This window comes from Salicibibacter cibarius, from assembly GCF_016495725.1.
GTDB lineage: Bacteria > Bacillota > Bacilli > Bacillales > Marinococcaceae > Salicibibacter > Salicibibacter cibarius.
Map to the genome: position 1 here is coordinate 2,702,703 of NZ_CP054705.1, position 24,587 is coordinate 2,727,289.

A 24,587-nucleotide genomic window follows, 5' to 3' on the forward strand; every position below is an offset into this window, starting at 1 on the left:
CACTCCACCCCTCATCATCCGGGTTGCTCCCCCCAAACAACGGCCGTAGGTGCATTTGATTCATTTTAGTATATTAAGCCCCTCGCTTACCTATTTTATTGCAACACATTACCTACCTTGATTTTTACTATTCTCCATAAAGGATTGCGGATTATTACTTTTTTAATTCTTAAGAACCAAATATATTCCAATAATTATCTGTATTTATAGGTCGTTTAGTGGTATATTTATAATGCTATGGGGAATGAGGGGGGCGGCGTTATTCCGAGAAGGAATTTCCGCGAGCAATAATCAATCGGTCCGCCAAATCGAGTACATCTCAAAGCAGTACACACCGTTAGTAAAAGAGGAGATATTTATGATATGAAGGTAATTGTTGGAACCAAAGATGATCAAGAAGTGTACGATGGGTGTGTATTACCTGCCACAGAACCGGACGTCATGGAAACAAGGGATTGGATTTTTGATTGGCATGAGGAGTATATTTATCCAAATCGAAACATCTTATCCTTAAAAGTAAATGAAGATCCAAATGTTCAAGCATTGATGTCCTATGTGGTGGACGAAGGGTTTATTCTTATCGAGCTTCTTGAGTCCGCTCCTTCCAATCATCATCAACAGTCTGCACTAAAAGTGACACCAACATTGCTCACTGCTGCCGCAGTTATTAGTTTTGACCATGGATTTTACGGATATACTGCAATTCATATTAAGCATCATCCATCGGTGATTTCACATTATCAACGATATGGAGCAGAAATTATACGGCCAAATCGCATGGCTTTATCAACCATTGCCTCAACCCGTCTCGTTCAGTTATACTTGAAGAAAGGAGAGCGATAGGATGTCTACAAGTCGCGAGTTTTCAGAAATGACTGATGGTGAATTAGCCCACTATATCGATACTGAATTAAACGGCGTTTATGCCATCCCTCAAGAATCTGAAGAGAAACGGGAAGAAACACGCCGCATCATCAAAGAAATGAAGGAAAAGGACCCAAATGTCCCCTCTTATATAGACACCTCTAAATTAAAAGCAGATGAATCAAAGTCCTCGAAATAATCGGGGACTTTTTTTATATATTATGCGACTCAATATTCTTCGCACCCAACGCTTCGACAATATCCAAGTGTGTAATCACCGCTTCCTCGGGATCCACCATCAGCGCCGTGAGCCAAAGGTTGAGTTTCATTTAACAATTAATGTTGAAAAGAGCATCTCAATAATCCCTCAACAACCCCAATCACCCTACTCTGCTCCTCCTCCGTCATACTCGACCCCGAAGGCAAACACAGTCCATAACGAAACAACTCATCCGACACACTCCAACCCTCTTCATGCTCATAATACTTCGTACCCTCAAACAACGGCTGCAGATGCATCGGCTTCCACACCGGCCGCGCCTCGATATTCTTCGCATCCAGCGCCTCGATAATCTCCAAATGACTCACACCAGCCTCATCAGGATCCACCGTCAACGCCGTCAGCCACCGATTCGACTTGCTCCCTTCCAACTCAGGCATAAACGCCACCCCCGGCAACTCACCCAACGCCTTATCATACCGCGCAAAAACAGCCCGGCGCTGCGCCACGCGCTCATCCAGCACGTCCAACTGCCCACGTCCGACACCGGCAACAATATTGCTCATCCGATAATTGTAGCCAACCTCGCTATGCTCATAATGCAGCGCCGGCTCCCGCGCCTGCGTCGCCAAAAACCGCGTCCGCTCCAACGCTTCCAAATCACCCGACACGAGCGCGCCCCCGCCGGACGTCGTAATAATCTTATTCCCATTAAACGAATACACACCAAAATCGCCGAACGTCCCGCTCTTCCGGCCGCCATACTCACTCCCCAACGATTCCGCTGCGTCCTCGACCACAGGCACCCCATACGCCCGGCACACCTCCATCAACCGGTCCATCCGCGCGCTATGCCCGTATAAATTCACCACAATAACAGCCTTAGGCAACACATCGGCATCACCCAACGCCCGCTCCAATGCCTCAGGCGACATATTCCACGTCGCCGGCTCCGAATCAATAAACACCGGTCGCGCACCTTGATACACAATCGGATTCGCAGTAGCCACAAACGTCAACGAGGAATAAAACACAACATCCCCCTCGCCCACACCAAGCTGCCGCAACGCCAAATGAATCGCCGCCGTCCCCGAACTCAGCACCGCCGCACCCGCAACACCGTTGTATTCCGCCACGCCAACGCCGCCTCAAATGCCTTAACGTTGTTTCCCAGCGGCGCAATCCAGTTTAGATCGAACGCTTCTTGTGTATTTATTTTTCTAAAAAATTCTGTCTTGTTATTCTGACATAACAACATCGATTCTCCAATTATAACCCTTCATCGGTTTCACGGGTGCGCCCAAGGCCAACGTATCATCATTAATATGGTACATAACATCGGCACCACCGCTTCATTCCTTCACAAGCATGTCAAGCACCGACACGTGTTTATATTTTTCACATAGTTCATAAGAATGAAATTTTATTATTAATTATCAGAATTAATATTGATTTTCGAATCATTTAGTACTATTTTTATAGTACCATGGAGAATCTATATGTGAAAGGACGGCGCCGTTCCTGGGAAGGAACTACAGTGAACAACTACCAATCGGCCCGTCAGCACTATTCATTCGAAGAAATCCGAAATCTATTAGCAGTACACACCGTTAGTGCATAGGATGCTTCAACGCCTCCACATTCACAGCAACCACGAGGACTTTTTGCAAGCCGGATATGTAGGACTTTGGCTTACATACCAACACCACGATGGTGAAAGAGGACCATTTCCCGCTTATGCTTTCCTTCGTGTCAGAGGAAAAATGGTGGCGATGCTGAGAAAGGATACCAATTATTACGAACGGCATTCCTTCAGTTCCAATGATCAGGAACCTGCTCAAGTGCGCATAGAGACAGAATCCTGGATGCCAGACGTAGATACCTTAGCCCCTTACTTGAACAAGTTATCCGACCGCGAACAACGTTGGGTCATCGAGCACGCCGTGCACGACCAAGCCCCGCGCATGATCGCCGCCAAGTACAACGTTTCCGTCGAAACGGTAAAAAGTTGGCGGAAAGGAGCATTAGCAAAGCTAAAAAAATATATGAAATAATTCGGTAAGCCTGCAGTTCTTTCCCTGCAGGCTCTCTACACGTTTTTCGATATTAATGTTTTGATAGATAGCAATTGGTTCAACAGCTATATTTGGGTAATTTACAAATGAAAATACATCATTTATTCTTGAGAATTTTCATTTGGCATTTAACGTCTGGTTGGTGGGTAATTCCTCATCTTGATAGCCTTTTTGGCGCACGAGTTGATGCCTGACTTCTTGGACAGCCATTCTGGTATATAGTTGTGTTGAAACTAGGGTCGGTTCGGCTTTGTCCATCCACAATAGCCTGGATGTCTTTTAACAAGCGAGGGAGTTGTTGCTCTTCGATTGTCTTTCTGCCCCTTGCTTGAAAAACATCGGTGATTGAAGACCTTGATTCTAGCTCATAATTTCCTTTTCTTATCGTTTCTCTGCCCATGTGAAAATCGTTTGCAACAGCAGTTTGATCCCCATTCCCGTAGCCCTTGGCAAGCTTGGCTAAAGCAATGCGTTTATCGGAACCTTTTAATTTTTGGACGGTTACATAATGTCTTTGAATCCGTTGAATAAATTCTGTATCATGATATCAGTATCCTTTGTGTTTTTTTTGTTGTCGTACTACCACTAAAACATATACAAAGGATACTTTTGTACTTATTATCAAAATTGACTAATTATTTATTTGAACATGCCTAAATTGTTTACTTTAATATAAAACTCTCCTATTCCCTTAAAAATTGGAACGCGATTGACCACCGTCAACGTTAAGTGTTGCGCCAACCACCCAATTTGCTTTTTCAGAAGCTAAGAAGACGACTACATCAGCTACTTCTTGAACGATGCCAAATCGTCCAGCGGGGATATTTGTTTGAATGTATTGATTGATTTTTTCTGGATTTTCATCAAGCCGTTTCTGCCAAGCACCTGACAAATGTATGATGGCACCAGGAGCCACACTGTTTACCCTTATACCATATCTAATAGCCTCGTTGGCAAATGCTTTCGTAAAACTAATCAAAGCAGATTTGGCATTATTATAGGTTACCTTTCCACCGGATTCGCGACCAGTAATGGAAGTTATATTAATGATGCTTCCTGATTGTTGTTTTAGCATGTGTTGTGCAGCCAACTTGCTAAAATGAACAGCAGAATAATAATTATACTCCATCGCTTCTTTAAAAGTAGAAATATGGGTTTCTAAAACATCGCCTCCATTGCTACCCCCACTATTATTGATCAATACATCAATATTACTAAAATCATTAATGAACTCATTCATGCATTTGATTCGTTCATTTTCTTCCGTCAAGTCGGCTTGGTATGTACGAATGTTTTTAAATTCTTGTTTAACCTCGTCTAGCCCTTTCTGTCCTCTAGCAACAACACCAACGTTAGCACCTTCTTCTAAAAAGACTCTGGCGATCCCTTTACCAATGCCTCTGGAACCACCTGTTACAAGTACTTTTTTATTATTCAAGTTTAAATCCATTCCATTCTCACCTATCCTTTACATTTGATCGCAGTACTGTAGGAATATCTAAAAAAAACCAGTAATCACACTCAAATCCGCAAATATTCCCAAAATCATAAAATCTACTCGTCATACATTTGCACCCGCAATAGGAACAGCAATGAATGCTACAAGGCAAATAGGAGTATTATGGTTCAATATGCCAAAATAAAAGACAAGACAAACAAATGTGCAACTAATGGACTGATGCCAAAGGTTATTAAAGCAGGGGGAACTAAAACAACTAAAAGTATATAAACAGTAATAGTTAGTAGGAAAATCCTTCCCTAAAATAAGAGATATAATCATCGTCATGATGAGTCACATGGCACCGGTTAAAAAATTAGTTGAGCAGGCTAAGTTAATGGAAAGCCACGGTTCAAATACGGTTTATTTTGTAGGTTCAGCAGAAGCTCTGCTGCCTCATAAAGTCACAGACCACCCTTTCAAAGGGTGGCTTGATGTCGCCCTATAAGGGCGTATACCAGCAGCGCCTAAAGGCGCGGTTTCACCAGCCTTCGGTTGGATTAAACCCTTTTATTGATTTAACCTGTCTTTGATGATATCCGCCTCTTCTTGTTGCTGAATATATTCGCGAATAACATCTTTATTGAGGCCTACGGTACTCACATAATACCCTCTGGCCCATAAATTCGGATACACTTATTTTCGGCGGTATTTTAACATACATGTGCACGTGGTCCGTGCCAATACTTCCTTTTTCTAATTCCACATTTTTATACTCGCATAACCTTCTCAATATTTCCCCTACTTCTCATCTAACCTATTTCGGGATAAATATGATATGATAACTACAGTCCCATCGGGTGTGGGATAGACTCTTTGCACCCATGGGATACCGTCCTCCTTTGCTTTTGAATTTGGCTGGTGAAACCAATTTCATTATAGCAAAGGAGGACTTTATTTCATCACGCCTCACGGCACTTCCTGTTCAATTCTCCCACGCATAGCGTGGGGCTTAATATCTGAGTAAAAGAAAGAATTAAAGCGCTTCAGACTGAGGTGAAACAAATTAAAAGGCCGCAGGTGCTAATGCCTTACTTAGTAGACCCCCTCCTTGTATTTATTATAAACAAAATCCCGCACATGTGCCTAAGAATCAGTTGTGCAGGATTTTGTTGGAGTATATTAGATTTCAGTTGAATAAAAAGTTCTTTTTTAGTAGATTTGATTATTGGTATGGAATCATGTTTGTGTCTCAAAACTTGACCTACGTTATACCTTTTATTGTTTATAACGAATGTTAAATTTTAAGGGAAATGTACTTTGTTTCAAGGAACTCATCCATGCCATGATGACCTCCTTCTCGCCCGATACCGCTTTGCTTCCAGCCGCCGAATGGTGCCTGTGCGGCGGACGGGCCACCATCATTTAAGCCGATGATGCCGTACTCCAGCTGTTCGCTCAAACGTATCGCTTTAGACACATCGCTCGTAAATAAATAAGCAGCCAATCCATATATGGTGTTATTTGCACGGTCAATCGCTTCTTCCTCCGTTTTGAAGGTTGCGATAGGCGCAAGCGGGCCAAATGTTTCTTCATTCATGCAGGCCATGTCTTCTTTTATCCCGCTCATCACTGTCGGTGTCAAAAACAGCCCATCTTTCTTTTTACCGCCTGTGACGACTTTTGCCCCTTGTTTCTCGGCATCTTCTATATGGGAGATGACTTTGTCAACAGCATCTTCGTCAATTAATGGACCAATGTCGGTATTATCATCGAGACCATCGCCGACGTTTAAACCTTCAACGGCTTGCTTAAATTTATTCGTGAACATCTCTTCAATCGATTCCGCCACGTAAATACGGTTCGCACAGACACAAGTTTGACCTCCGTTACGGAATTTCGAGGTCACTGCCTGTTCAACCGCGTTGTCAATATCCGCATCTTCGAGAACGATTAAAGGCGCGTGCCCACCAAGTTCCAGCGAGATTTTTTTCATTGTTTCTGACGCACCGCTCATTAACGTTTTCCCGACTTCCGTTGAGCCGGTAAACGTGAGCTTACGGACACGCTCGTCTTTTTGCCAAGCTTCGGAGATTTCCCTGGAAGAACCAGTGACGACATTGATAACGCCTTCGGGAATCCCTGCCTCCACGGCCAGATCAGCCAGTTTAAGCGCTGTTAGCGGCGTTTGCGTCGCTGGTTTAATGATAGCTGTACAACCAACCGCGAGTGCTGGTGCGATTTTACGCGTAATCATCGCAGCCGGGAAGTTCCACGGCGTAATCGATGCTACAACACCAACAGGTTGATGTGTGACAAACAAACGCTTGTCCGGTGCAGAAGCCGGGATCGACTCGCCATAGTTACGCTTTCCTTCCTCTGCATACCATTTGATAAACGAATTTGCATAAGAAATTTCGCCGCGCGCTTCCTTAATCGCTTTCCCTTGCTCTTTCGTCATCGTTTGGGCGAGGTCTTCGTGATTCTCACCGATCAATTCAAACCATTTCTCCAACTTTGCACTCCGGTCCGCAGCGGTAAGCTTGGACCACTCGGGGAATGCTTCGTACGCGGCAGTCGCAGCTGCCTCGGCTTCTTTTTCGCCGCCTTTCGGAATCGTATCGAGCACATCCCCCGTCGCGGGGTTAATGACATCGATTTGTTCAAGTTCATTACCTCTCCATTTTCCGTTTATAAGACACTTCATAGATCATACTCCTCAAATTATGTTAAAGTATTTAACTGCCTGATGATCACCCTTTACTATATAAGTGATAAAAAAGGGTTTTAAACCAGTCATGTCGAAGTCTACAGGAAACCCTAAGCTGTTCTTCAAGACATCAAAGATGCTATGAAAGAGACGAAAGATAAACGAATGTATGAACGCTATCAAACGATTGCCCTTCATCTGAAACTTTATATTCTTAAATGCCACTTATATAGAGTTTACTCTTAATACAATTTTTCCTATATTAAGATTTTGTTCCATGCGTTTATGAGCTTCTTCAACTTCTTCTAATTTGTATACACTATCAATGACTGGCACAATACTCTCATTATTGAATTTGCCATCTATAAATTTTTCAAATCTACGAACGAGATCTATTTTATACCTCAAAGAACGTGAACGTAGGGTAGAACCGAAAAAATTAATTCGTTTTTGTAAGAAAGAACCTAGGTTGACTTTTGAAACGTCTCTTCCCCCAAGCGACCCAACCAAAATCCACCTACCATCCATACTAATGGAGCGTAAATTATACTCCCAGAATGATGCACCGATGAAATCCATAATTATATTTACACCTTTGCCCTTGGTAATGTTTAACACTTTTGTTGAGAAATCTCCATCTTTATAGTTGATCACATAGTCTGCTCCCAAAGATAAACAATGATTCTCTTTAATTGAAGATCCTGTCGTAGCAATTATCTTAGCTCCTATATCTTTAGCCATCTGAATAGCAGCAGTGCCCACACCACTACCGCCAGCGTGAATAAGAACATACTCTTCTTCTTTCATCTGTGCCAGTTGGATTAGGTTTAAATATGCAGTTAAAAAAGCCTCAGGAATAGCAGCAGCTTTTTCAAATGACAATCCAGCAGGTATCCTCATTGCCATATCTGATGGAATGACAACTTTCTCTGCGTAACCACCGCCAGGTAATAAAGCATAAACGTGATCACCCACGCACCAATCTGTCACACCAGCCCCCTTTTTTTCGATCACTCCCGACATTTCTAAACCAAGAATATTCGAAGTTCCTTTAGGCGGAGGATGTTGACCTTTTCGCTGGAGTAAATCTGCTCGGTTAATAGAGGTAGCTATTACCTTTATTAATAGCTCGTTTTCATAATAGCTCGGATCTTCAATATCACTAACATATAAATCATGAGTACTATCTTTTATTAATACTGCTTTCACTTATATAACACCTCATTACTTATGTTTTCCCAAAACTCGTTATTCGAATGGAAACGTGCGACAAAATGGTTCCAATTCTAGAAATTTTATTATTTTAGCTTAATTAACTACTTCGAGTGCATGGAACCATCCAATGGTCTTGAAACCACTATACATTTTGATTGAAGCCCACTTAAAAAGCGGGCTTAAAAGTCATGTGTGTACTATCTGATTATTCATCTCACAAGTTAATTTTCGTCAGAAATTATCTCACCGTATAATTCATAATTCTCATCAATAAGTTCTTCATATTCATCACCAGGCATCCATTCTAACGGCGTATCTAAAGACTCTGCAGACTCTTGGAATTCTGGATCATCCAAAGTTTGTTGTATAACTTCCTCCCAAGTTTCTATTATTTCCTCTGGAAGGCCTTCTGGTCCGCCTATTCCGAACCATGATGTAACATTCACATCATACCCTTGTTCTTCAGCTGTAGGTACATCAGGCTCGTCCTCAAACCTAACGTCACTCATTGAAGCGATCAACTTAAGATCTCCACTGTCCAAACCAGATACTACTGCAGATGGGTTATTCGACGTAAAATCTACATGCCCCCCTAATACAGCAGAAGTCGATTCACCGCCCCCATCATATGGAACACTTTCAATTTGAAGTTCCCCGTTTTCTTCTCTGTCTAATAAATCAACAGCCAAACCATTAAGTCCTCCAGGAGCAGGGTCACTAAAACTCATACCTGGATTCTCTCTAGCATACTCTACAAAATCATCAAGATCATCATAGGGCGCATCAGCAGGTGCAACAAGCCCATACATTTGCAACCCCCATCCGCCAACATAAGAAAAATCATCTGTACTATATGGTACTTGCTGGTTATGAGGTGAAACTGTTAAAGGAGCCATTGACAGATTTCCCATCGTATAGCCATCTGGTTCCTCATTAGCTAATTCAGATACCCCAACTGTACCACCACCACCATCCACATTTTCAATTATAATCTCCTCACCTAGGTACTCTTCTGCGACATCAGCAAACTGACGATAGACTACATCTGTATTACCACCAGATGAATAATTCACATAAAATGTTACTGGTTCTTCAGGATAGTTTTCCACATCAACCTCTTGATCACCGCATGCTGTTGCAAAGATAGCAAAAAACGGAGCAAAAGAAAGTAATCCAATCTTTTTAATCATTTTAAAACCTCTCCTTCAATTTAATGGAAATAAAAAGGAATCAATATCTTCAACTAGTTTGATCTTCATTTTTTGGGCTTTTCACCTCCCTAACAATATAAAAGATAACTATCATTATTGTGATGATGATAAAAACCAAAGATATTGGATTTTGAAAGAAGATTATTGGATTATTATTAGAAAGTATCATACTTTGCCTGAAAGAAGTTTCAAATATGGGACCTAAAATGAAACCAATCAATAATGCTGTTGTTGGAAATTGAAATTTAATCATTAAGTAACCAATAACCGCGAAGATAAACATTGTTTGTACATCGAACATATTCTGGTTCATACCGTATGATCCTGCTACACACAAAACTAAAATTGCGGGAATAAGCAAGGTTACATTTATATTTCGTACCTTAACCACCCATCTAGAAGCATACCAGTTAAATAAGAACAGAACACAAATTGAAATAAGAATACCAAAGTATATCCCGTATATAATAGGGCCGTCAGTGTCAAATACTGTAGGGCCAGGAGTGATTCCATGGATTATAAGCACTGATAGAATCAATGCCGCTTCAGCATCTCCAGGTATGCCCAAAGATATTAACGGAATTAAATTCGAACTTCCCACTGCACTATTAGAGGCTTCAGGAGCAGCTACACCTTCAAGTGCTCCTTTCCCATATTTTTTAGGGTTTTTAGCAAGCCTTTTTCCAGCATTTCGGCCTAAAAAAGCTGCTACAGTTGGCCCTAGTCCAGGTAAGGCACCTACAAATGTGCCAATTGCTCCACTTTGTAAATAAATCAATCGAGAATCTTTAAATTCTTGCCACGTCAATTTAGAATTATCATCTGGTTTCATTATATCGTTACCAGTATTTTTTCCTAAAAACGTTTCTTCCATTAGTATAAATACTTGCGAAACAGCTAAAAGACCTATTAAAAGAGGTACCAATTCTAATCCACCTGATAATTCCATGGAATCAAAAGATAAACGAGGCACGCCTGTACTAGGATCATAACCTATTGTTCCTATAAACACCCCTAATACAGTTGCTAACATCCCTTTCATAATGGACTTTTGTGAAATTCCTAAAATCACAGTAAAAGCAAACAGTATTAAAGCCGTATACTCTGGAGGCCCAAATTCTAAAGCGAAATTTGCTATAACTCCGGCTATAGAAATTAAGACTATGACAGCAAACAAATCTCCCAAGGAAGAGGAAACAACAGCCATTTTAATTGCCTTGCGTGCTTTTCCTTGCCTTGCCAATTGATGTCCATCTATGGCAGTTGCAGCAGCTGCCGAAGTTCCAGGAGTATTCAATAGAATAGCTGCAATACTTCCTCCAAATATTCCGCCTTTATACATTGCAGTTAACAGCACAATCGCCTGTACAGGATTCAATGTAAAGGTAAAAGGTACTAATAGGGCTATTGCCATAGTCGCTGATAAACCTGGAATTGCCCCAAGCACAGAGCCGAGAATAACTCCCGCAATAGCTATTAATATTGTTGTTGGTTCTAGTATTATTGAAAGACCACTTAGCACATCGTCCATATCAAACACAATTTACACCCCCCGTATGCTCACATCAAAATACCCGTAGGCATAAATAACCCAAGAAGTTGCTCTAATAACAGATAAAGCATCAAAGGAATTATAACCCCGCTAAAAATCATAGTTTTTATATTCCTGGTTTTGAATAGATATAAAGCTAGCACAATAAAAATAACACTCAGGCTGTAGTAACCGATATATTCTATTAAAAAAACATAGAGGAAATAAAGGAAGATGCCACTACCTAGTTTTAACAAGAGTGACTTGGAGAAGGAAATAACAACTTCTTTTTTCCTAAAACAGTTTGCCAGACCACCAATGGAACATATCAAAACAATAGAAATACTAAAGTACGGGAGAGCTCTAGGTGCCCCTTCTTCAATTTGTTGAGGAATAATAAATAAAAGAAGTAGGCTTACTATTATTAAAAAAATATAGATATATCTCTCTCTCCAATAAATATTTCCTTCCCTCATTTTTATCCCTCCTGCCCCAATTCCTTAGATAATTTATTAGCAGCACTCTTTACTACAGAGATGATTTTTGGCAACTCATCCTCTGTAAAACGACTTTCAATCCCCCCTAAACTTAAAGCCCCTATAGCATCACCTTCATGGTTCATAACCGGAGCGCCAACTGCAACGGTACCCTTATAAGTTTCATTATGGCTAATAGAGTACTCGTTAAAATAGATGAATTCCAACCTTGCGTAAAGTTTGTCTATCTCATCCTGTGTTAACTCAAGATCACTCAAAACAGCATTCTGTGTTTCCCTTTCCATTGATGCAAGTATAGCTAATGGACCCGCTCCCTTGATTAATGGATACGAATCTCCAACATGTGTAGTATTAGCATTTATGACGTGCCCACCTTTTATTGTGTCTACACAATAGGCTCTATTGTTTCTTTCAATGAACAAATAAGCGTTTTCATTAGTCTCTTCAACCATTTTTTTTATATAAGGTCTTGCCCTAGTTGGTAGATCAATTGCATGCAAAGCTTGGTTTCCAATTACAAAAAGGTGTATTCCTAAACGATAATAAGGTGTATTGCCAATGTAAATCTTTTCTAGGAATTTTATCTTTTCCAAAGTGTTACAGTACCTCAATATAGTAGTTTTGTTATTTCCGGATTTTTGAGCTATATCATTTAATGATAATAACGGTTCACTCTTTGAGAAATGCTTCAGTATATTGTTCGCCTTTTCTAAAGAACGAATAATTGTTTTATCTCTTTCTTCACTCATTTACAAAGTCTTCCTTTTTTAGTTACAGCCCCATTTAAACTATTTATAGGGCTGTAACTATTCTATATTTTATACAGGCATGTAAATTCCTTAATTTAGATTTTCCATAAAAGGGAGAGGTGGAATATCATTTGGGTCCGTAAGTAAATCAATTACAACTGAACCCTTTGCCAAAAAAGCTTCTTGTAAGGCTTTCTCAATTTCTTCAGGTGATTCAACTCTTATCCCTTTTATTCCACATGCTCTTGCTATAGCTGCATGATCAACAGCGGTAAAATCACAGACAGATGTATACCTTCCCCAACGTGATTGTTCTGCCAATTTTTGATAAGCTAAGATTTGGTTATTAATAACTACAGTAACTACATTTATTCCTTCCCTCTTACATGTCTCTAATTCAGCCCAGGCGTGAGCAAAACCCCCATCACCCACAAAGGCCAAAACCTTGTCTTCAGGTTTTGCAATATTTGCCCCCATCGCCAAGGGGAGACCCCATCCTAATCCTGCTAAACCTCTTGGAAATATAAATTTTCGATCACCTTTTGCTTTAATATAATTTGCAACCCATACGGACGAAAGACTTGCATCGGTTACTATAGTTTGATCAGAAGATAATTGCATTTCTAGTTCAGCTAAAAATCTTTCAATTTTAATAGGATTTTCATCTGAGTTTTTAACACTTTTTGTTTCTTCTTTATGTGCTACTCTAGCGTTTGCGATCTTTTCTTCTACTAAAGAGCGTTTTTCTTTTTGTATATTTAAATCGTAATTAAATAATGATTTTTTTAATTCATTTAATGCCAGTTTTGCATCACCAACTAATCTTAGGGATTCGTAATTTCTCCCTATTTCGGTTGGATCTACATCAATGTGTATATACGTTGCATTTTCTGGTAACAAGGTCCATGAGTCTGTCCCATTTTGATTTGTTCGATTGCCTACCAATAAAATCACATCAGCATCTTCAATCATGGGCCTTAAAAATTTAGTTACTCCTCTTTTTCCCATGTAATAACCAATTGGACCAATTGTTAACGGGTGTTCTTCATCAACTGACCCTTTTCCCATTGTTGTCGTCGCTACTGGTATTGAACATTCCTCTTGAATTTGCCGAAGTTCCTGTTTAGCACCTGAAGAAATAACTCCACCACCTGCATGTATGATTGGCCGTTCGGCATTAGCAAGTAAATCTGCTGCCTTTTCAATTTTTATTGGGTCTGGAATTGATCTGTCTAACGGATAACTCCCCAAATTTACATTTCTATTAAATTTAACTGGATATTTGTTTGTATCATATGTCAAGTCCTTCGGACAAAGTAAAACAGCTGGACCTGGCTTTCCACTTGCAGCCGCAGTAAATGCCATATCAACGTAATCCTCTATTCTATCTTCCGAAGGGATCTTTTTAACCCATTTCGCTACACCTGAAAAAAGTTCTTTATGATCAAGTTCTTGGAAAGCGTTTTTATCTTCTTGGTCTCTTGGAACTTCATCAACCAGAGCAACTATTGGATGAGACGCTTTTAAACATTCTGCTAAACCTGGTACAAGCAAAGTTGCCGCTGGACCATTTTGCGCTGTTACCACAGGCACTTTTCCTGAACACATTGCATATGCTTGAGCCATATAAGAACCAGCATTTTCCTGTCTAAAACCTATTTGTCGAATTCCTAAGTCCATACTTGCTAGCATAATTGTTTGAGGGTTGCTTTGACCAAATAAATATTCAACTCCATTTTTTTTAAGCGCTCTAGCAATTCTCTCAGCATTGGTTTCTTTATGTGTACTCATGCTCTTACCTCCTGATCTTCTTTAATGTATCTAGATTCACTTCCGCTACCCACACTGTATAGCTGTGTTAATTTCTGTTCCCCAATTTCTTCTACTAAAATTACAGCTATTTACCAATAATAGTAATATTAAATTATTAAGGCTTTAAAACTACCTTCACTTTTTCTCCAGTTTCTGCTTTCTTGAATGCCTTTTTCCAATCAGTCAACGAATAAATATCTTGTATTAATGGATATACATTGATTTTTTTCTTTTGTATCAATTTAATGCTATCTAGCCAATCAATTTTAGTGTGACTATATGAGCCCATTACTTGTATTTCCTTATACGCAATTTTCATAAAGTCAACATTTAAAGACTCACTCCATGTCCCGACTTGAACATATTGACCACTTGCCTTACATAATTCCAAACCTGTATTAACCCCAGCGGCTGTGCCTGTACATTCCAGTACAATATCGGCACCATTTCCTTGGGTATGCTGCATTATGACATCGTCGCTTCCTTCATTGTCAGCCTCAACAACTAAATCAGCGCCTAATTTACTAGCTAATGAAAGTTTTTCATGATCTCTCGATAATCCGGATATTGATACAAACGCACCGTTTGCTTTACCGACCAACATCGCAATCAAACCAATAGCTCCAGATCCAATTACGTGGATAACGTTAGAAGGACTTATTTTTATTTTACGAAACGCATGAACGACTACTGCAAGTGGTTCTATTAATGCTCCAGATAAGATGTCTACTTCATCTGGGAGTACATGTATTTGACGTTGATTTAGTTTTACATAGTCAGCGAATGCTCCATTTTGCTCAAACCCTAATCGGTTTTTTTTACTACAAATATTAGTTTTACCAATTATACACATGTTGCATTGACCGCAGTTAGATGCTGCCGGTTGGCCAGTAACCTTACTTCCCTTAGATAAATTTTTTACGTCTTTTCCAATTGATGTTATATAACCACTAAATTCGTGACCCAAAATAATTGGTAAATTATATTTATAATATTTTCCCTGATACATTTTTAAATCTGTTCCGCAAATTCCAGCAGCCTCCACTTTTACAATAACCTCATCATCCTCAGGTATTAGATCTTCACTGTTTTCTAATGCCATATTGTAAGCTTCTTCGCTTTTTTTATATAGCGCTTTCAATAAAAACCCACCTTTACTTAAAAATATGGGACCTAAAAAATATACGATAATTGCTGCTACTTTCTTATCAATCCATAAACATCCCACCATTAACATCGATTGTTGCTCCAGTAATATATGCTGCTTCTTCCGAACATAAATACGAGACCGCAGCGGCAACTTCCTCGGGATATCCCAAGCGATTTAGTGGAGAAATCCTTATAAATTCAGCATTCGCTTCGGATGAGACTTCATTCACCATGGGAGATATAATTCTTCCTGGCGCAATACAATTTGCCGTTATACCGTACTCTCCATATTCAGATGCAATACTCCGATTAAAACCAATTAAAGCACTTTTACTTGTTGAATAATGAGCACCTGCCACACGACTTAATGTTCGACCGGCTTGGGAAGACATATTCACAACTCTTCCCCAATTATTCAACATCATCAAAGATAATGCTTCACGTACACACAAAAATGAACCAGTTATGTTCACATTTAACACTCTATTCCATTCTTCAAGAGTGGTATCGACAATCATCCGTTTTTGACCATTATGCTTCGGTGAAATTCCTGCATTATTTACTAAAATATCGAGGCGTCCATATTCATTCCTAACATAATCAAAAAAAGTTTTTATTTCTTCTTCCACACCTACATCAAGTACATAATCTACTACTTGTTTCCCCTTACCACGCAACAGTTTAGATTCTTCTTCCACTTTTTTTTGTAATACATCAGTCATTATTACAATAGTTTCGTCATCTGCTAGTTTTTCAGTGATATATAATCCAATCCCTTGTGCCGCCCCAGTAACAACAGCAACTTTTTTATCTGTTGACAATAAATCAACCCCTTTTTAAAAAAAACAATGTTGTAAGTAGGATCTTATTAATTTTCTAGTATATTTCACTATGCGTAATGGTGTTTCGCATTCCGTTGTATATTAAAATAAACTACTGATTGTCACATTGTCAATAGTTTTTGTGAATTTCGTGTCATTTTGTTGTATTAATTACTCGACGGATAAAGTTTGACTGGGCACGTTAAGCCCTCTATGAACCTCAAAACATCGGAAGATAACTAAATTAAATATTAAGGTACTGGCATATTCTTTATGTGTTAGTTACTCCAGAACCATATAAAGACAAGTCACTGCTAGATTTAGACAGTTTTCTTGTATGTTGAACAGGGACCATAAACCACGATGGGTCACTAAAACAGCCTAAATGGCGAGGTAAGTAAATATTCTTTAGCCAGGATAATGATCTTCACAACAACCCTTCAACAACCCCAATCACCCTACTCTGCTCCTCCTCCGTCATACTCGACCCCGAAGGCAAACACAGTCCATAACGAAACAACTCATCCGACACACTCCAACCCTCTTCATGCTCATAATACTCAACACCCTCAAACAACGGCTGCAGATGCATCGGCTTCCACACCGGCCGCGCCTCGATATTCTCCGCACTCAGCGCTTCAATAATATCCAAATGACTCACGCCCGCTTCCTCAGGATCCACCGTCAAAGCCGTCAGCCACCGATTCGACTTACTCCCCTCCAACTCAGGCATAAACGCCACCTCCGATAGCCCACTCAACGCCTCATAATACCTCACAAAAACTGTCCGCCACTGCGCCACACGCTCATCCCACACGTCCAACTGCCCGCGCCCGACACCGGTAACAATATTACTCATCCGATAATTGTAGCCAATTTCGCTATGCTCATAATGAAGCGCCGGCTCCCGCGCCTGCGTCGCCAAAAACCGCGTCCGCTCCAACGCTTCCAAATCACCCGACACGAGCGCGCCCCCGCCCGACGTCGTAATAATTTTATTCCCATTAAACGAAAACACACCAAAATCGCCGAACGTACCGCTCTTCCGGCCGCCATACTCACTCCCCAACGACTCCGCCGCGTCCTCAATGACAGGCACACCATACGCCCGGCAAACCTCCATCAACCGATCCATGCGCGCGCTCTGCCCGTATAAATTCACCACAATAACAGCTTTTGGCAACACATCAGCATCACCCAACGCCCGCTCCAACGCCGCAGGCGACATATTCCACGTCGCCGGCTCCGAATCAATAAACACCGGCCGCGCACCCTGATACAAAATCGGATTCGCAGTAGCCACAAACGTCAGCGAAGAACAAAACACAACATCCCCCTCGCCCACACCAAGCTGCCGCAACGCCAAATGTAATCGCCGCCGTCCCCGAACTCAGCACCGCCGCACCCGCAACACCGTTGTACTCCGCCAACGCCGCCTCAAATGCCTTAACGTTATTGCCCAACGGCGCGATCCAATTCAAGTCAAACGCTTCTTGTATGTATATTTATAAAAAAATGCAGTCTTGTTGTTTTGACATAATAACATCCCATCTCTATTTATAATTCTTCATCGGTTTTCACGGTGCGCCAAGGGCAAACCTTTCATCATAAATATAATACATAACACCGGCACCAACGCTACATTTCCCCGCAACAATTCCAATCATCAACACGTGTTTGGCATATAAGCTCTTTTACCAAAAAATAATATTTAGAGTTGCGCCGATCCGAAAAGGGTTATTCGTGAACAACTATCACTCGGCCCGTCAGGACTATTCATTCGAAGAAGTCTACCAAAAGTACACACCGTTAGTGCATGTGATGCTTAACGCCTCCACATTCACAGCAACCACGAGGACTTTTTGCAAGCCGGCTATATAGGACTTTGGTTCGCATACCAACACCACGATAGTGAAAGAGGACCATTTCCCGCTTATGCCTTCCTTCGTGTCAGAGGAGAAATGTTGACGATGCTGAGAAAGGATGCCAATTATTACGACCGGCATTCATTCAGTTCCAATGATCAGGAGCCTGTGGACATAACCATGTCAGAATCCTGAATGTCAGATGCAGACACCTTAGCCCCTTACTTGAACATGTTATCCGACCGTGAACAACGCTGGGTCATCGAGCACGCCGTGCATGATCAGCCCCGCGCATGATCGCGGCCAAGTACAACGTTTCCGTCGAAACGGTAAAAAGTTGGCGGAAAGGAGCACTTGCAAAACTAAGAAAATATGTAAAATAATTAAGAAGTGGAGCCTGCAGTGAGCACTGCAGGCTCCTATACGAAAATAGCATTGTTCCTTTTAGTAACATTTGCTCAGGGGTTTTTGGTGTTGTGTTGAAGAAGATTGCCAATTACTACGAACGGCATTCCTTCACTTCCAATCATTAGGAACCTGTGGGCACGGTCATGTCAGACGTAGACACCTTAGTCCCTTATTTGAACAAGTTTACCCGAGAGCCGCCATTGATGGCTGTTGTGTTGTGTACAGGCGGCTGGGAAAAAGCTCATGGGAATATCAGCCACATGAATCCATTGCTTTACCCTATACGCCTGTATTTATGCTATTTAAGTTCTTTAGTATACTTTTTAAACAAATTGCCCTCATGCAAGTTGTGTTCTACAAGTTGTTGATGAATCTCTTTTTCCGTCCAGGTAGAAGGGGTTTTACTTGACAGGGCTTTTCCAAATGCAAGTAATGATTGCCTAAATTCATTTAATTTATTCATATCCATAACTCTTGCATTTTCTGGAGGGTGTGCATTATCTTCAGTTTTATTGGATGGGTGTATTATTATAGGAATGCATTCTTGCTTAGCTCCATATCGTTGTTTATACCATTCTATTGAATGAAGTAATTGTCCAACATCGCCTCTCGGTATTTTGTCAGCTATGCTTTGAGATTTCGCCTCAATTAACACGTTTTCATCACCTTCTGGGATCCATAAATTATCGGGGCCATCATTTTCATCAGTCTCGGGTTGTGCACTTCCAAAGCCTAAAAAACTCCCAATATCATGTACTGCTTTTTCAAAAACGTGGTATACAATATCTGGTGAAAACCGAAAGTTCGTGATCATATCCTCTATTGCAATATAAACGTCTGACCCATCACCATAATTCTCTAGCCATTTTTTTATGATCTCAGATTGTTTCCCTCTCGATCTTGTTAGCTTTGAATAATTTGGAGTAAGAGGTTTTAATACACGACGGTATTGATTTTTTGCTTTCACTTGCAAATCATTTGCTCTTGATGAGTTTACTGGATAAATAAAACTTGCAGCAACTTGTGTATACCATGCTTTATCGATATCACTTAATAGCTCTTTATGCTGATCGATATAGGTCAAAAATTCATTGGTTCCTGCCTCATATTTTTCATCAATAAATAAATCAACTGCTTTAGAAAAATTTTCTGCTAAGTTTAATAAAAACGAATTCTGTTCCATATGATCTTTATTTACATCCAATATCAATTGCTTGTGAAAAGACCTCCATTCAGGGTCTCGATTTAAAACAGACTCTGTAGCACTTTTAACTTCTTCCAACGCCTCTTCGCTAGTTTCAGGTTGTTCACCGTCAAAAATTGTTTGCCCAAATTTAATTTGTGCAAGTGTTTCAGGAGCAAAAAATGGTTGATTATTCTTATTAAACATAAATTTTATAAGCGCATTGTCAAGAATAAATACATTACAAAAATCACTTCCGGAACGCACAGCCCGTCCGAGTCCTTGTTCTATCGTTTCAGCTACTTGTGCATTAAATATCGGGGAATCTTGACGTACAATTTGATGATGCTTATCCCTATTTGTAGTTGCTGTTGGCATCCCGTCTAGTACCAACACCCTACACGCATCACCAGCAAGGTCAATACCGTCATATCTCGCTACAAATATCATTAAATTTCCAACTGAAGATTTTAACCTTTCAGTTGCGTCATTTATATTGTCTTTGGTAACGACTTTCGCATGAAATTTCTCCCACATTTTGGATTTTTCCATATTTGGAACAATGACAACAACATTTTGATCCCTAGCATAATCAGCAATGAACGCTCTCATCCTATAATCTTCTAGTTCCATATGATATCTTTTAGGCGTAATAATTAAACGCTCTCCAACATCGCCTTTGTCTTCAGGTTCAATAGGATTTTCAATCGCTGATCGGTCGACGCCTAATTCATTTAACAACTTTGAATCATCACTAAATGTAGCTGATAAAAAAAACCTATGCTTAGCTTGATGAAATGATGGAATTTGCTGTATAGGCAGCTTCATTGGCGTAATTTCTATAGAACTCGAACTAATATAACATTCACATTGATTTAATTCATCCCCAATTATTCCCCATGAATATAATACAGCTGGGTCCTCTTCCTTTAACAATTCACCCAATATATTAATAATTGTTGTTCTTTGTTTATGCCATGACCAGTAAGGAATCATTTGGCTAATCGACGACTCACCAGCTTTTATACTGGCTAACAATCCAGCTCCTTGCTGATGGAGGTCGTCTTCAAACAAGCTGAAGATTTTCGAGTAAGCATCATAAGTATTTGGAATCGTAATTGTAGATTGTTGTCTGGCTTTTTTTATACAACTATGTGCGTCATCAACTACTAAAGTTCCAATCTCTTGTATTTCACGTGTATAATAGCCACCTACACCAAATATAGATCTGCCATTGAATAAGCGCTCAAACGTACAAATCAATATCGCTTCTCCATTCAAAAATTCAATTGGAAATTCTGCCCTCTCATTACTTGAATATTGAATTGTCTTTACAGGTATATTAAATATATCAGCTTGTTCAACAGCCTGTTTCACTAATTGCCTGTCGGGACATAGATATACAGCCGGACCGTACCCTTCATTTAATTTGGATTTTAACATTAAAAGAGCAATAAGTGTTTTTCCGGCACCTGTATTCAATTTCCCTACGATATCTCTTCTACCTCGGACACCACTCCAATTGTCCAAAAATTCCGTTTGGACGTCTCTTAAATAACCATACCCTTCCTCTGGCGGTGTTAAATGCTTAAAAATAACTGTTGGATTAATAGGTTTAGTTGTAGTTGTATTACTCATATTTGATATACGTTTTTTAAATTTACTCATGTAAACTCCACCTTCTTTTGATTAAATAAATGTGTCACTCATTTTATTAGAAAAGCTTTATTCCTCTACTCTAAGTTCATGCCATTGTGTAACCAACTTTCCAGACCGAACATCTGTAGGCAATATTTGTAATATTTTCTTTTCGTTATCTAATTCCTCAATAAAGTTGAGTGCGGTCTTCCACAACCATTCATAAGAATTCTCATGATTTATTCCGGTTTCCTCCGTTGCTGCCAATGCCGTTCCTGATACTCGCAACTCCAACAAAAGACCATTTTCTTTATAAATCCCAATCGAGTCATAATCTGCTCCTTTTCTTGGGAGCGGCTCTCCACAATATTCACCATAAACAAAGTCAGACATCATATGACCTCCCAAATAAAGTGTCTCTACAATTTCCGAATAACGGTAACGGAGTAATTCCTTCTTGTTATATGAAATTTTTTAAGGTTATACTACCTGAAATCCCAATCCCATCCACATACATATTTAATCACTGGAATTCCTTGCATAGCTCTTAGTAACATCCAATAATCATACATCCAATAAGCTCCCACTTCTTTCACCATCGTCAATAATCATGTATCAGCCATACCCATGCCCATTTTGTGTCGAATGATGGATGAGAGCCACTAGATTTGTCCTATTCACATTATTCATAAATGTCTAATCAATGATACCTTATGCGGAAGCGAGCACCTGTCAAAGGTAAACCCCTCGGGCAACTCTCCATTCCCTGCTCTCCCTTACCAGAAAGTGTTCATTTTTATTTAGCGAAAACTGTCTACTTTAGTTTAGCAGTCACAACTGGTAAAGGCTTCAGCAAAAGGTGGTAAACCTTTCAGGACTTGGCGGTAAGAAAGATTGCAAGGACGGTAAAAACTGAATGCAATATTCAGTTCCAGCATAAACATAACACCGACAACCCACTCAACGCATCATAATATCTCTGGAAAACATTAACATGGCGGCGTTGTTCAAACTGCTGATCAAGCACTTCCATTTACCCAGCCCCAACACCAATGACGATATGCGATAGTTGCAGCCGACTCCGCTGTGCTGATAATGAAGCGCCAACTCACGGTCTTGAGTGGCCAAAAAACGAAACGATCCAGTGCCTCCGGATCGTTAGAGACGAGGGCGCCTCCACCTGAGATGGTAATGACTCTATTTCCATCACCTATTCAGCACGCCTTAATACATAATCGAAGTGGCTCTAACCTCATCACTGTTCTAAAACTATGTACTTTGTTTAGAACTGTTTGTACCACTCCTGTTGATTCCACAGTGCATGTACAACAGATCATACAACTCCTACAAACCTATCACTACATACACACTAATTATACCACCAATTCCACTTATATACAAATAATACGCCTATAGCCATATACCTGGATCCTTTAATTCTCCTCCTTCGTATAGTAGTGCCTCAACAATCCCATCACACCTCTCCTTTTCCACCATATGAATAGGTTACACTTAGTTGGACAGATCAGTTAAGGTCATATAAACTTGGTTCAAATAAAAGCGGAGGAAACCCCATATGACCCAACGAACCAGAAGAAGTTTTTCACAAGAATTCAAAGAACAAATCGTTCAGTTGCATGCTTCGGGAAAACCTCGAGTCGAAATTATCAAAGAATACGAGCTGACGCCATCTGCCTTTGATAAGTGGGTCCGTCAACATCGAGGAACCGGTTCTTTTGCAGAAAAAGACAATCGCTCTCCAGAAGAAGAAGAACTCATTGCTCTTCGTAAGAAAAATCAACAGTTAGAGATGGAGGTTGATATTTTAAAGCAAGCGGCGCTGATCATGGGACGAAAGTAGATGTGATCCGGAACAATTGTCACAAATACTCGGTATCAGCAATGTGCGACGTCCTACAAATCCCAAGAAGCACTTATTATTACGAAGCAAAAGCTCGTGATAACCAAGATGAAGAATTAACAACGTTGATCGTAGACATTTTTAAACGCAACCGACATGTTTACGGACAAAGAAAGATCAAGATAGAGCTTAAAAAAAAGAAATGGATCGTTTCACGCCGCCGTATAGGGCGTATTATGAAAGAACAAGGGCTGGTTTCAACGTATACGGCCGCCCAGTTTAAACCGTCTAAAACAGCTTGTAACGAATCGGAGATTGGGAATACGTTAAACCGAGAATTCGACCAAGACCAAGAACTCAAGGTCATTGTGAGTGATTTAACCTACGTTCGTGTCCAACAGAAATGGCATTATATCTGCGTTCTCGTCGATTTATATAGCCGTGAAATCATTGGTCATAATGCCGGTCCTCATAAGAGCGCAGCTTTAGTTCAACGTGCCTTCGCATCGGTCAAATGCAACTTAAACGACCCACCTGCTAAAGCAGGTGGATTTGGACATAAAATGTCCGCGACTGAAAGTCGCATTTCAGACTGAAGTCTGCTGAAAGTCCTTAAGCTCAAGCATACTGATTTTGACTGGAACTCAATCATCAATCCTGAATATATCGTTCCTCTTCTCGCTCGTCTGGTTTTCGATATAATTTCTAATGATTTCTTCCGTCACATTCCCTACTGTTGCACAAAAATATCCTCTCGCCCATAAGTGCTGGCCTCAATATCTTTTCTTCAGGGCGGGGAATTCGTCTTGGATTAACCTTGATGATCTCCCTTTGAGATATTGCAATATCTTACTCGGTGCTATGCTCGGCGGACAGGACAATAATAAGTGAATGTGGTTTTTGCCTACACTACCTTGTAGTATCGTAATCCCTCTCGCTTCACACCCTTGTCGGATTAGTTCCCTTACTCGGTGGGCAATGTCGCCACGTAACAAATGATATCTATATTTTGTCACCCATATAACGTGGTATTTGATGTCATAGACCGCATGACTACTTCTTTTGTATTCATCCATACTCTAACCTCGGTTTAAGTATGGACATTCAAAGGCAAGGCTAAAAGCTTATACCGTCTAAAGACGGTGGAGTTGATCGCGCTCAAGAGGACGGCACCTATCGTTATGCCTGCAATCATGCGCCAACGTTTTTTCAACGTTTCAAAAATCTCTTTTAAACTAATCGTTTCTTCCATGATGTCCTCCAGTTCCGCTAATTTCCATCGTCACTATACTATATGCCTAGGACAAATGCTACCATTTTCACGAAAAATATATTTTTTA

General features: G+C 40.3%; 16 protein-coding genes and 8 pseudogenes. 6 read left to right on the plus strand and 18 right to left on the minus strand.

Annotation, left to right across the window (positions count from 1 at the left end; genetic code table 11):
• The first annotated feature begins 363 nt into the window (after nt 1-363).
• Complete coding sequence (locus HUG15_RS13800; RefSeq protein ID WP_200123657.1) at nt 364-843, plus strand: hypothetical protein; 480 nt, start codon at nt 364-366, stop codon at nt 841-843.
• A 1-nt stretch (nt 844) separates the two neighbouring features.
• The gene (locus HUG15_RS13805; protein WP_200084779.1) at nt 845-1,063 is read left to right on the plus strand and encodes a hypothetical protein; all 219 of its coding nucleotides are present in this window, start codon (nt 845-847) and stop codon (nt 1,061-1,063) included.
• A 137-nt stretch (nt 1,064-1,200) separates the two neighbouring features.
• Here the strand turns inward: HUG15_RS13805 and HUG15_RS13810 are convergent.
• A pseudogene (locus tag HUG15_RS13810) lies at nt 1,201-2,342 on the minus strand (DegT/DnrJ/EryC1/StrS family aminotransferase).
• A 364-nt stretch (nt 2,343-2,706) separates the two neighbouring features.
• On the opposite strand from HUG15_RS13810, the gene HUG15_RS13815 reads away from it, so the two are divergent.
• Complete coding sequence (locus HUG15_RS13815; RefSeq protein WP_246516658.1) at nt 2,707-3,138, plus strand: sigma-70 family RNA polymerase sigma factor; 432 nt, start codon at nt 2,707-2,709, stop codon at nt 3,136-3,138.
• A 141-nt stretch (nt 3,139-3,279) separates the two neighbouring features.
• On the opposite strand, the pseudogene HUG15_RS23680 reads toward HUG15_RS13815, so the two are convergent.
• A pseudogene (locus tag HUG15_RS23680) lies at nt 3,280-3,702 on the minus strand (ISAzo13 family transposase); the annotation flags it as partial.
• A 148-nt stretch (nt 3,703-3,850) separates the two neighbouring features.
• Nucleotides 3,851-4,609 (minus strand): SDR family NAD(P)-dependent oxidoreductase, encoded by a 759-nt coding sequence (locus tag HUG15_RS13820; protein ID WP_200123659.1) that lies wholly within the window; start codon nt 4,607-4,609, stop codon nt 3,851-3,853.
• 331 nt (nt 4,610-4,940) lie between these two features.
• Between HUG15_RS13820 and HUG15_RS13825 the strand changes: the two are divergent.
• A pseudogene (locus HUG15_RS13825) lies at nt 4,941-5,069 on the plus strand (4-hydroxy-2-oxovalerate aldolase); the annotation flags it as partial.
• A gap of 98 nt (nt 5,070-5,167) precedes the next feature.
• Here HUG15_RS13825 and tnpA (HUG15_RS13830) read toward each other — a convergent pair.
• From tnpA (HUG15_RS13830) to HUG15_RS13880, 11 genes and pseudogenes are all read right to left on the minus strand, one after another.
• Nucleotides 5,168-5,483 (minus strand): annotated as a pseudogene (gene tnpA / locus HUG15_RS13830) (IS200/IS605 family transposase).
• A 411-nt stretch (nt 5,484-5,894) separates the two neighbouring features.
• Complete coding sequence (locus tag HUG15_RS13835; RefSeq protein WP_200123660.1) at nt 5,895-7,304, minus strand: NAD-dependent succinate-semialdehyde dehydrogenase; 1,410 nt, start codon at nt 7,302-7,304, stop codon at nt 5,895-5,897.
• 228 nt (nt 7,305-7,532) lie between these two features.
• Nucleotides 7,533-8,516: an NAD(P)H-quinone oxidoreductase gene (locus HUG15_RS13840; RefSeq protein WP_200123661.1), complete on the minus strand. Its 984-nt coding sequence runs from the start codon at nt 8,514-8,516 to the stop codon at nt 7,533-7,535.
• A 227-nt stretch (nt 8,517-8,743) separates the two neighbouring features.
• On the minus strand, nt 8,744-9,712 hold the full coding sequence (locus HUG15_RS13845; protein WP_200123662.1) for a tripartite tricarboxylate transporter substrate binding protein: 969 nt from the start codon (nt 9,710-9,712) through the stop codon (nt 8,744-8,746).
• A 49-nt stretch (nt 9,713-9,761) separates the two neighbouring features.
• Nucleotides 9,762-11,264: a tripartite tricarboxylate transporter permease gene (locus HUG15_RS13850; RefSeq protein ID WP_246516660.1), complete on the minus strand. Its 1,503-nt coding sequence runs from the start codon at nt 11,262-11,264 to the stop codon at nt 9,762-9,764.
• 29 nt (nt 11,265-11,293) lie between these two features.
• Nucleotides 11,294-11,740, minus strand: coding sequence for a tripartite tricarboxylate transporter TctB family protein (locus HUG15_RS13855; protein ID WP_200123664.1), 447 nt, complete (start codon nt 11,738-11,740; stop codon nt 11,294-11,296).
• Between the two features lie 2 nt (nt 11,741-11,742).
• Nucleotides 11,743-12,510, minus strand: coding sequence for an IclR family transcriptional regulator (locus tag HUG15_RS13860; protein WP_200123665.1), 768 nt, complete (start codon nt 12,508-12,510; stop codon nt 11,743-11,745).
• Between the two features lie 90 nt (nt 12,511-12,600).
• Nucleotides 12,601-14,301 carry an acetolactate synthase catalytic subunit gene (locus tag HUG15_RS13865; RefSeq protein ID WP_200123666.1) on the minus strand — a complete coding sequence of 567 codons (1,701 nt, stop codon included), beginning with the start codon at nt 14,299-14,301 and terminating at the stop codon, nt 12,601-12,603.
• Nucleotides 14,302-14,437: 136 nt separating this feature from the next.
• Nucleotides 14,438-15,559: a zinc-dependent alcohol dehydrogenase gene (locus HUG15_RS13870; RefSeq protein WP_200123667.1), complete on the minus strand. Its 1,122-nt coding sequence runs from the start codon at nt 15,557-15,559 to the stop codon at nt 14,438-14,440.
• Entirely contained in the window at nt 15,531-16,292 is a 762-nt protein-coding gene (locus HUG15_RS13875; protein ID WP_200123668.1) for an SDR family NAD(P)-dependent oxidoreductase, read from the minus strand. Before HUG15_RS13875 ends, HUG15_RS13870 begins: the two co-directional genes overlap by 29 nt.
• Before the next feature lie 427 nt (nt 16,293-16,719).
• Nucleotides 16,720-17,797, minus strand: a pseudogene (locus HUG15_RS13880) (DegT/DnrJ/EryC1/StrS family aminotransferase).
• A 357-nt stretch (nt 17,798-18,154) separates the two neighbouring features.
• On the opposite strand from HUG15_RS13880, the gene HUG15_RS23685 reads away from it, so the two are divergent.
• Complete coding sequence (locus HUG15_RS23685; protein WP_200123669.1) at nt 18,155-18,352, plus strand: sigma factor; 198 nt, start codon at nt 18,155-18,157, stop codon at nt 18,350-18,352.
• Between the two features lie 511 nt (nt 18,353-18,863).
• On the opposite strand, the gene HUG15_RS13890 is transcribed toward HUG15_RS23685, so the two are convergent.
• A complete protein-coding gene (locus HUG15_RS13890) occupies nt 18,864-21,416 on the minus strand; it encodes a DEAD/DEAH box helicase (protein ID WP_200123670.1) in 2,553 nt (850 codons plus the stop codon).
• Between the two features lie 57 nt (nt 21,417-21,473).
• A complete protein-coding gene (locus HUG15_RS13895) occupies nt 21,474-21,779 on the minus strand; it encodes a hypothetical protein (RefSeq protein ID WP_200123671.1) in 306 nt (101 codons plus the stop codon).
• Between the two features lie 1,183 nt (nt 21,780-22,962).
• Between HUG15_RS13895 and HUG15_RS13900 the strand changes: the two are divergent.
• Nucleotides 22,963-23,771 (plus strand): annotated as a pseudogene (locus HUG15_RS13900) (IS3 family transposase); the annotation flags it as partial.
• A 120-nt stretch (nt 23,772-23,891) separates the two neighbouring features.
• Here the strand turns inward: HUG15_RS13900 and tnpA (HUG15_RS13905) are convergent.
• Nucleotides 23,892-24,323: pseudogene (gene tnpA / locus HUG15_RS13905) on the minus strand (IS200/IS605 family transposase).
• Nucleotides 24,324-24,382: 59 nt separating this feature from the next.
• Nucleotides 24,383-24,499, minus strand: a pseudogene (locus HUG15_RS13910) (Wzz/FepE/Etk N-terminal domain-containing protein); the annotation flags it as partial.
• Between the last annotated feature and the right edge of the window lie 88 nt (nt 24,500-24,587).

What these genes read in the sequence shown, in the direction of transcription:
- HUG15_RS13850 (WP_246516660.1), bottom strand. Translation starts at nt 11,264, where the DNA reads ATGGACGATGTGCTAAGTGGTCTTTCAATAATACTAGAACCAACAACA.
- HUG15_RS13890 (WP_200123670.1), bottom strand. Translation starts at nt 21,416, where the DNA reads ATGAGTAAATTTAAAAAACGTATATCAAATATGAGTAATACAACTACA.
- HUG15_RS13870 (WP_200123667.1), bottom strand. Translation starts at nt 15,559, where the DNA reads ATGTTAATGGTGGGATGTTTATGGATTGATAAGAAAGTAGCAGCAATT.
- HUG15_RS13805 (WP_200084779.1), top strand. Translation starts at nt 845, where the DNA reads ATGTCTACAAGTCGCGAGTTTTCAGAAATGACTGATGGTGAATTAGCC.
- HUG15_RS13835 (WP_200123660.1), bottom strand. Translation starts at nt 7,304, where the DNA reads ATGAAGTGTCTTATAAACGGAAAATGGAGAGGTAATGAACTTGAACAA.
- HUG15_RS13860 (WP_200123665.1), bottom strand. Translation starts at nt 12,510, where the DNA reads ATGAGTGAAGAAAGAGATAAAACAATTATTCGTTCTTTAGAAAAGGCG.
- HUG15_RS13800 (WP_200123657.1), top strand. Translation starts at nt 364, where the DNA reads ATGAAGGTAATTGTTGGAACCAAAGATGATCAAGAAGTGTACGATGGG.
- HUG15_RS13865 (WP_200123666.1), bottom strand. Translation starts at nt 14,301, where the DNA reads ATGAGTACACATAAAGAAACCAATGCTGAGAGAATTGCTAGAGCGCTT.
- HUG15_RS13855 (WP_200123664.1), bottom strand. Translation starts at nt 11,740, where the DNA reads ATGAGGGAAGGAAATATTTATTGGAGAGAGAGATATATCTATATTTTT.
- HUG15_RS13895 (WP_200123671.1), bottom strand. Translation starts at nt 21,779, where the DNA reads ATGTCTGACTTTGTTTATGGTGAATATTGTGGAGAGCCGCTCCCAAGA.
- HUG15_RS13845 (WP_200123662.1), bottom strand. Translation starts at nt 9,712, where the DNA reads ATGATTAAAAAGATTGGATTACTTTCTTTTGCTCCGTTTTTTGCTATC.
- HUG15_RS13815 (WP_246516658.1), top strand. Translation starts at nt 2,707, where the DNA reads ATGCTTCAACGCCTCCACATTCACAGCAACCACGAGGACTTTTTGCAA.
- HUG15_RS13820 (WP_200123659.1), bottom strand. Translation starts at nt 4,609, where the DNA reads ATGGATTTAAACTTGAATAATAAAAAAGTACTTGTAACAGGTGGTTCC.